The sequence below is a fragment of the Mycobacterium sp. genome, from assembly GCF_032159765.1.
In the GTDB taxonomy this organism is placed as follows: domain Bacteria; phylum Actinomycetota; class Actinomycetes; order Mycobacteriales; family Mycobacteriaceae; genus Mycobacterium.
The window spans coordinates 1-4020 of record NZ_JAVHWM010000005.1 but is presented as its reverse complement, the minus strand read 5'-3'; the positions used below and the strand labels follow the sequence as shown (position 1 = coordinate 4020).

Here is a 4020-nt window from a genome sequence, read left to right as displayed (position 1 = left end):
ACCAGTTCGGTGACCATCTGATCGGCCGGGGCGAGCACAAGGCTGCGGAACCGCACCATGCCGATCAGATGCTGTTCGGGTCCGCACACGTACAGGTAGGAGCCGGGATGGGGATCGTCGCCCCGCGTCATAACCTGATTGCGGATTTCGTCTATAGCCTGCGCCGCCGTCACCTCCGGGCCGACCGTAAGCGTCTCGGGCAGGATGTGTGCCGCGACCGAATCAGCGGGCCAGGACAGTACACCGCGCAGTACGTTCGCCCGTTCAAGCGGCATCGCAGTGAGCAGGGCTTCCCTGGTCGCGCGGTCAACGTGTCGCAGAATCATGGCGGCACGGTGGGAGTTGATCGCGGCGAGCAGTTCATCGACCCGCGAATTCGGCAGCGCCTTAAGCATTTTGGCGGCAAGCGCCACATCGACGCTGTGGATCAGTTTGGCGGCGGTCTGCGTGTCGAGCAGCTCGCCAAGGCGGCGCAGGTCGGTTGGGGACAGCCGCGCCAGCTGACGGGCGCGCTCGGTTGGGTCGTCCACTGCGTCGACCCACAGCTTGACGGCTTTCGGTGTGTTCGTCGCGATCGCTTTGCGCACGCTGATCGCGGTTCCGCGGGCAACCTCGGTGGTATTCACATAACACTCCGTTCGAGGACGTCACGAATTGCGTCGCCACGGGCAAACGTCGGTTGCAGCCTAACGGGAAATGGGTAATTCACGTGGGCGTTGCGCCGAGCTTGCTAAGAGCCGGCCGCCCGACCCGCGCATTCGAGCAACTCCTCGAGCCAAATCTAGCTGGGCGGCTCTGCGTCCGCCTGACTCAGTCGACAGTCTGACTTGGCCGTAAGCGTCGACGCCTTCTGTGTCCCCAACCTGAATTCGATACCGTCAGGCCCGGCGATGTAGACGTCGTGATCGCCGGGGTTGTCCTTGAAGGTTCCGAACTTCGTTGCTCCCTTTTGCGCGGCACCGTCTTTCGCTATCTGTAGCGCCTGCGGCCACACGGCGTCAGGAATCGGGCCGCTGAAAACGGCCATGATGTACGCCTGCTTGGCCTTCGTCTTAGCATATTCGCCACCGCAGCCTACCCAGGTGTTCTGTTCGATGTTCCATGTCGTGCCGGGCGTCAGAGCCGCGATGCCCTTGGCCATATCTTGAACCGCCGCTTGGTATTCCGTTTGCGCGGCTTCCAGGGATGGTCTGGATCGCAGCGTCTGTTCAACCCGCGCCGGGTCAGCTGTAGTCACGCTGGTATCCGTCCCTCCCGTACTCGTCGATGCGCCGCAACCGCTGACGCTCGCCATGCAGATGAGACCGAATACCAAGCACCCAGCCATCTTTCGTAGCGTCATCGGAAAGGAACCCCCGGTATCAGTGGGGGCTGCGGTGGTGCTATGGGCGGCGGCGGTGGTGGTGCAAGGAGCTCATTGCCCGGCAACCCGGCCATGACTGCAGCCAAGTTATAGCCGGACATTCGTAGCTGGTTATCGCTTCCAAGCCGGGCGTAATCCGCGTGGGCCTGGACGCCCTCTCGGACGACACCGCCCGGGTCGGCCCCGGCTTGCGCCGATAGCTCGGGGAACATTCCGTCGTACGGGTTAGCGCCCCATCCGTGGACCGGGGCCAGCTCCGCCACGGCATTTGCGATCGGATCGTCCATACCGCGCATCACATAAGCATGCCCTGCGCCGAGGCCCAATTGGTCGGGACTCGTCAGCTCCAGGCCCGGTGAACCGTAAAACACGACATCGTTCACGGGATGCAGCCCTTGGGCATTGAGTTCTTGCAAGGCCAATGACGACGTCAGCGAGCCGTACGAATGTCCGAGCAAGGTTATGTGGCCGTTGGCATTATTGGCGCGGACCCCTTCGAGATACGACGACAAGCTGTCAGCCCCTCCTCGTGCCTGCCCGTCACCCACTGTGGCCAATGCATCCGCGGGGCTGAGCGTGTTCAACGGGTTGGGCGGCGGGTCGTAGCCCATCCAGGCGATCGTCGCTGCGGAACCGGGCAGGCCGGCGTTCCTCAGCTGACGCTGCGCTTCAAGCTGAAGGTTCTGCGCCTCGGTGACCATGCCGGGCAACGTGTCCTTGGTTGTCGAGCCGATACCAGGAACCGTGACCGAGACGTTGCGCGCCGTATCGGGATTGCCGACCGCAACCGCTGCCAGCACCTGCTTTCCGGTGCCTGTTCGCGGATCGAACGCCGTCAAATAGGTCTCCGGCGCTTTCCCGAGCGCGTCATGGACCGCGTTCAGTTCGCCGAGATGTGTTTTGGCGCCGTCGAGTTGGGCCTTCAGCTGGTTGAGTCGATCGAGCGACGCAGCACTGTGGTCTCCCGTCGTATACGTCTGTCGGGCCAGCTCGTCGATCTGATGCTGCAACTGATCGACCTTCGTCTGCGCACTGGCTCGCTCTTGATCCAGCCGCGCTTCGTTGGCGTCACTGCCGATCTGAGTCGGCGTTAAACCCTCGGCTCCAACGGGCGGACCCGTCTGCGGAATGGGTGTCTTGCCGGTCGCCATGTTGATGGCCCGCGCCAACTCGTCGTCGATCGCGGCTGCCTCGGCCAGAAGCGCGGTCAGCTGTGGCTGCAGTTCTGCTTCAGCCAGGGCCGCATCGGCTTCCGTGATGTTCGAACCGGCGGCGGGGACAAAGGTATTGGATGCCGCATTGAGTTCCATCCCGAGCTGACGGGCGCGATCTCGCAAATTGGCCAGCTTGCCTTTCAGTGCCTCGATGTCGTCTGCCGCTCGGTCGGCCGCCCTGGCGACCGCAAGTGCTTCGTTGCCATGAGCGTCCAGGTCTTTGCGCGTCTGGCCGATGGATTCCTTGGCGGCTCGGGACGCATCCCCGCCCCACGTATCAAAGGCGGGAAGTTGAGCGATTCCATTGGCAGCTGCCTGGGCTGCTTCTGCGCGACTACGAGTGGCGTGGAAGACCTCGCGAACGTCGCCCGCATCCCAGCGATCAATATCGGCAACAGAAACTGTCACGGTGATGCGCTACAGCCCGAGATCGAGGTCGCTTACGGCTTGCTCTGCCCGCTTGATGTCGGTGGCGCTGTCGTCATCCGCCTGTAGGTATGCCGCAGCGCCAGTCCGCAGCCCGTCCGAATGGTCGATCATGCGGCCAAACATGGCCGATGTGTCCGCTTGCCACTTGGCTACGGCTCCGCTCAACGCCGTGGCCGACCCGACCGGCAAACCGGGTTGGGCCGCGTCCATGCGGCCATCCGCCTCGAAGTGGCGGGCCTGCATGCTGTCGGCGTGCACATCAACGGTGGCAGCTGATAAGTGCAGATCCTCTGGCGTAACCCTGACGCCTTCAGACACGACCTCTCCTCTCGTGCCGAGCAAACAAGTCACCTGCCATGATAGCCGCTGGCAGACGCTACAAATGACGCCATTTCCGCAGCGTCACCTCGCCTGACCCGCGCAATCGAGCAACTCCTCGAGCGCAACATCGAAGTCGTCGACCAGCCGCCACAGGTCTGGCAACAGGTCCGGGCACGACATGACGCCGACATTCAGCTTGCCGTTCAGCGACATCGCCGTGACGTTCAACCCGCAGCCGTGGAACAGCGGGCCCAGCGGATACATCGCCTCGACTTCACACCCCAAGAAGTACAGCTGTGCTTGCGGCCCCGGCACATTCGACACGATCAGGTTATGGACGGGATGACCGATCAGCGGCGAGTCGGCGACGATCCGAAAAACGCCACCGAACACCGCCCGCGCCGCCAGTTGCGCCCAGTCCTGCAACAGCGTGGGACTGATGACCGAACTGTGGTTCTTGGCAGCGGCGTCTGCTTGGGCGATCGCCCGTAGCCGGTCCGCGGGGTCAGCGATCTGCGTCTCCAGGCTGCAGAACATTCCCGTCAACTGGTTGTGGCCCGGACGGTCGGACTTCTCATGCACCGACACCGGCACCATCGCCACCAGCGACCGGGCGGGCAGCTCGGCGTGATCGCTCAAGAACCACCGCAGCACCGACGCGCACAACGCCATCACCACGTCGTTGACCGTGAC

General features: G+C 63.4%; 5 protein-coding genes. All 5 read right to left on the bottom strand.

Annotated features, from left to right (window positions below; translation table 11 throughout):
- Positions 1 to 626 (bottom strand): magnesium transporter MgtE N-terminal domain-containing protein (locus tag QOH60_RS00795; RefSeq protein ID WP_526416083.1); only part of this gene is annotated, 626 nt, incomplete at its 3' end.
- Positions 627 to 781: 155 nt separating this feature from the next.
- A complete protein-coding gene (locus QOH60_RS00790) occupies positions 782 to 1327 on the bottom strand; it encodes an LppA family lipoprotein (RefSeq protein WP_526416085.1) in 546 nt (181 codons plus the stop codon).
- A gap of 11 nt (positions 1328 to 1338) precedes the next feature.
- Positions 1339 to 2985, bottom strand: a complete 1647-nt coding sequence (locus tag QOH60_RS00785) for an alpha/beta hydrolase (protein WP_526416081.1) — start codon at positions 2983 to 2985, stop codon at positions 1339 to 1341.
- 9 nt (positions 2986 to 2994) lie between these two features.
- Entirely contained in the window at positions 2995 to 3324 is a 330-nt protein-coding gene (locus QOH60_RS00780; protein WP_526416079.1) for a hypothetical protein, read from the bottom strand.
- Between the two features lie 84 nt (positions 3325 to 3408).
- Positions 3409 to 4020 (bottom strand): WS/DGAT domain-containing protein (locus QOH60_RS00775; RefSeq protein WP_526416077.1); only part of this gene is annotated, 612 nt, incomplete at its 5' end.